Raw genomic sequence first — 3,833 nt, 5'->3', positions numbered from 1 at the left:
GAGCATTATCGTCCTTTAGTTTGGTGAAATATAGAGAGGTTATAAAGTAAAGTACTGATTAATATTGTGGCTCCTACTGAAGTGGGTCCCTACCGGGTGATTGGTCGTGATGCCGATGTGTGCATCGCAACATGGCAGAGTCGATCCCGCGAACTTATCCAAAATAATTTGCGGTTGGCCTTGCCCGATATTGCACACCTTAATAGAGTTGCAAATTGTTTCTGTCAGAGTATGGACAGCGTGGGAAGGCCGGAAGCAACCGGCCAAAGAAAGCGAGCGGCCTCAACAAGCTCGCATGGCGAAGGGAGGCTCGGGGTGGGTCGATCATCGATTTTTGCCCGAGCAGGTTGACGGGCTGTCGGGTATGTCGCTACCAAAATTCATTGTCGGCATGATTTTCGCTCTGGCGATCGTGGTCGCATGGTCTTGTTTCGACGGTGCTTCGCTAGACACGACGCTTTTTCGCGCTGTAGCCTGCGCCATTGTCATCCAGCTGGGCTACGTTCTGCTGGTTTTCGTCATGGTTGTCAGAAATTCCCCGACGTCGGCTGATAAGATTCGTGATGCCGAACGAAAGCTGAGTTCGACCGAAGTGGCCGACGGCGAGAAGTTCAGTGCCAGGAGAAGCCTGCACTGACCTGACGACAGAAAGCGTCGGCCGGACGCTGGCGGACTGCTCGCCGACAGCATCCTGGGCAACCGGCCTCCGGATTTTTCATTCAGCCTCGGATCCTGTGACTCAGCTCTAATTTGCGTAAACTCTGTCGATCGACCTGGTGATCAGCGATTCGAGTGCGCTGACGGTCCCATCCATGATGAGCAGGGACGGTTTGCGAAGCAGTCCGTCTATGCGGGTATTTCACCGCCCATCGATTGCGCCATGACGACACCGAAAGGAAAGACTGGACGGAGCGAATGATTTTAACGATGCTTTGCTTCGCAATTGCAGCATAAGCGCCGGCTGATGTTTTCGAACAGCCGGACAGGCAGTGAGAACGAGAGCTGCATGGACATCAAGCCGGGGGCGGCGAGAAGTTCGGAGCTACCTGTGCAGTCGAGAAACGAATGGATGACAGAACCCCAGGTCTGCGTGATCATCGCCGCCCGCAACGCGGCGCGGACAATTCCAGTGGCCATCGCGTCGGCATTGCGCGAGCCGGAGGTGGCCGAAGTCGTCGTCGTCGATGACGCCTCCACTGACGATACCGCGAAAGTCGCTCGGGCGGCCGACGGTGGCAGCGGCAGGCTTTCCGTCATCCGGCTCGACGTCAACGGCGGTCCCTCCTTCGCCCGCAACGCCGCGATCGCCAGCTCCAGATCGCCGTTCATCAGCATTCTGGACGCCGACGATTTTTTTCTCGAGGGCAGATTTCGCGAGTTGTTCGCCAGCGCCGATTGGGATTTCGCTGCGGACAACATCATGATGATCAGGGACGATGCGGCGACCGACGTCTCGAAAATCACCGCTCCGCGGTTTTCGGCCGATCCGGAATTCCTCGATTTCGAGCGTTTCATCGAAGGCAACATCTCCAGTCGCCGTGTGCAGAGAGGTGAGTTGGGTTTCCTCAAACCGGTGATCAGTCGCGCTTTTCTTGACCGACATGGACTGCGCTATGACGAAAACCTGCGGCTGGGCGAAGACTATGAACTCTACGCGCGCGCGGTCGCTTGCGGGGCGCGCTTCAAGGTCATCAGGTCCTGCGGCTATGGCGCGATCGTTCGCGCGGACTCGCTGAGCGGCCAGCACAAGACGCAGGACCTCAAGCGTCTGGCCGACGCAGATCTGGCGCTGCTGGCGATCGATAGTTTGCCAGAAGGCTCTAAGGCCGTGCTCAGAAGGCACGAACGGCAGGTACGCGACAAATATCGGTTGCGAAACTTCCTCGACGTGAAGAACGAGCAGGGGCTGACATCGGCCGCGGCCTACGCCCTGGCCAGCCAATCCAACCTCATCCCCATCCTTCGCGGCGTGGCCGCCGACAAACTGGATGCGCTGTTTCGCCGCGCCGGCTTTGCCTCGAAGCAGCCTGTGCCGCCGCTGCGATTTCTCATGGCCGCAACCAGCCCGGTCGGCGAGACTTGAGCTGGTCCGCAACCGGCGCCATGCCGATCATGTCAACAGGTCCTTACCCTGCCTCAAAGTGATGCGAATTTCCGATTCGCCGCACTAGGTGGTTGCCTACTCGCTTTGGGGATGGCATGTATGTTGCGGTGCAGCAATTTTGATTGGCTGTTTGAATCGGCCCGAAAATGTCCCCCTGTCAGAGGAGTTGGACGATGCGACAAGACTTTTTTGGCCCGGACGGGCACAGGGATAGCCTTAGGCCGGTTATGACAGGAAACTGAGCGCATGGCCTCGATATTTGGCTTCAGATCAAGGGATCCGGCCCGAGACAGGCAGACCGACATCTCGCGCCTTGACCGCCTGGCAAAGCTGCTTGACCAAATCGCAGCCGAGGTCGAGGCGGAGAAAAACGGCCTTGAGAATCGCTACCGGACAAAGGCCACCAACGCGGCCTTCCTGGTCGAGGCGATGGAGAATGGGGCGGCCTCCTCCAGCAGATCCTCCGAGGTCAGCGAGCTGACGAAGTCGATCCTGAACTACGAGCGGCGCATCGCGGCGCTCGCGCGCCAGAACGAATTGATGAAAGATCTCCGTCATTCGCTGGATGCAATCTTCGACGAAAGCGCCCAGCGTAGCTCGAAGGCAGATTTCGCCAAGCCGGCCGCCGGCACGGAGTGAACTTCAAGATCCCTGGATGGGCCCACAGGCAGGAGGTTTGGTGTCACTGGGCAAGTTAAGGCAAGCACAAGGAAGGTACTGGCAGAAGGTCAAGGTCAGCTCGTTTCGTCATGGTTTGAACGTCGACTTTGGGTTGGGGCGCAGCACAAAGGTGAGTTTGGTATGAACGCGGATCCGATAAGCACGTCCACCCCAGCAACCGGCGGCAGGCCGTTCACGCGCTCGATCAGGCAAGGGAACCTGAGGCAGCTATGTTCGGGCGGCGCGTTTCTGCTGTTTGCACTCGGCAGCCTGGTTGCAGGCCCGACCCCTTCCCATTCGCAGGACATCCCGACAGCGCCATCGTTCGTCGATGATTTCACCAGCTTCGATCGTGCGCGTTGGTACATTGCCGACGGCTGGACGAACGGCAAGCACCAGAACTGCACCTGGTCCAAAAGCCAGGTCCGGCTTTCCGACGGCATGCTGACGCTCGGTTTCGAAAAGCGGAAGCTAAAGGATCGCGACTTTGCCTGCGGCGAGGTCCAGACCAAGCAGCGCTTCGGCTATGGCACCTATGAGGCGCGGATGAAAACCGATGCGGGCTCCGGCATCAATGCCGCCTTCTTCACCTACATCGGCCCCACTGACAAGCAGCCGCATGACGAAATCGACTTCGAGGTGCTGACGAAGGACACCTCCAAGGTGCAGGTCAACGCCTACATAGCCGGCAAGGGCAAGAACGAGAAATTGGTGGATGTAGCTGGCGGTACCGACAAGGTTTTTAACGACTACGCCTTCGTCTGGGAGAAGGACAGGCTGCGCTGGTACGTCAACGGCCAACTGGTGAACACGATCAAAGATCCGGCAAAGCTGCCCACTCATGCGCAAAAGATATTCTTCAGCCTGTGGGGCAGCGACACGCTGAAGAACTGGATGGGACCGTTTTCGGATCCGGGTCGAAAACTCATCATGCAAGTGGACCGTGTCGCATTCACGGCGCTAGGTCAGCCATGCCAGTTTCCGGAATCGCTGGCATGCAGCATAAAGTAAAGACTAATCTGAACCGGCCGGACCGAAAGCGCTCCGAAGTCTTGAACAGGAATGTAAC

Annotated in this window: 4 protein-coding genes; all 4 read left to right on the top strand. The window is 57.9% G+C overall.

What is annotated here, in order from left to right:
• Positions 1-295 precede the first annotated feature (295 nt).
• The 4 genes from EOA86_RS26015 to EOA86_RS26000 all read left to right on the top strand — a co-directional run bounded on the left by EOA86_RS26015 (position 296) and on the right by EOA86_RS26000 (position 3,775).
• Positions 296-637: an exopolysaccharide production repressor exox gene (locus tag EOA86_RS26015; protein WP_245486112.1), complete on the top strand. Its 342-nt coding sequence runs from the start codon at positions 296-298 to the stop codon at positions 635-637.
• A gap of 432 nt (positions 638-1,069) precedes the next feature.
• Positions 1,070-2,083: a glycosyltransferase family A protein gene (locus tag EOA86_RS26010; protein WP_128344313.1), complete on the top strand. Its 1,014-nt coding sequence runs from the start codon at positions 1,070-1,072 to the stop codon at positions 2,081-2,083.
• 267 nt (positions 2,084-2,350) lie between these two features.
• Positions 2,351-2,743, top strand: a complete 393-nt coding sequence (locus tag EOA86_RS26005) for a hypothetical protein (RefSeq protein ID WP_127212049.1) — start codon at positions 2,351-2,353, stop codon at positions 2,741-2,743.
• A gap of 162 nt (positions 2,744-2,905) precedes the next feature.
• Complete coding sequence (locus tag EOA86_RS26000) at positions 2,906-3,775, top strand: family 16 glycosylhydrolase (protein ID WP_128344311.1); 870 nt, start codon at positions 2,906-2,908, stop codon at positions 3,773-3,775.
• Positions 3,776-3,833: the final 58 nt, after the last annotated feature.

It is taken from the genome of Mesorhizobium sp. M5C.F.Ca.IN.020.32.2.1, from assembly GCF_004023105.1.
Taxonomy (GTDB): Bacteria; Pseudomonadota; Alphaproteobacteria; order Rhizobiales; family Rhizobiaceae; genus Mesorhizobium; species Mesorhizobium wenxiniae.
This window is presented reverse-complemented; position numbering and strand designations above follow the sequence as displayed.

Excerpts from the sequence above, each read along its gene's own strand:
- EOA86_RS26005 (WP_127212049.1), top strand. The coding sequence starts at position 2,351 with ATGGCCTCGATATTTGGCTTCAGATCAAGGGATCCGGCCCGAGACAGG.
- EOA86_RS26000 (WP_128344311.1), top strand. The coding sequence starts at position 2,906 with ATGAACGCGGATCCGATAAGCACGTCCACCCCAGCAACCGGCGGCAGG.
- EOA86_RS26015 (WP_245486112.1), top strand. The coding sequence starts at position 296 with ATGGCGAAGGGAGGCTCGGGGTGGGTCGATCATCGATTTTTGCCCGAG.
- EOA86_RS26010 (WP_128344313.1), top strand. The coding sequence starts at position 1,070 with ATGACAGAACCCCAGGTCTGCGTGATCATCGCCGCCCGCAACGCGGCG.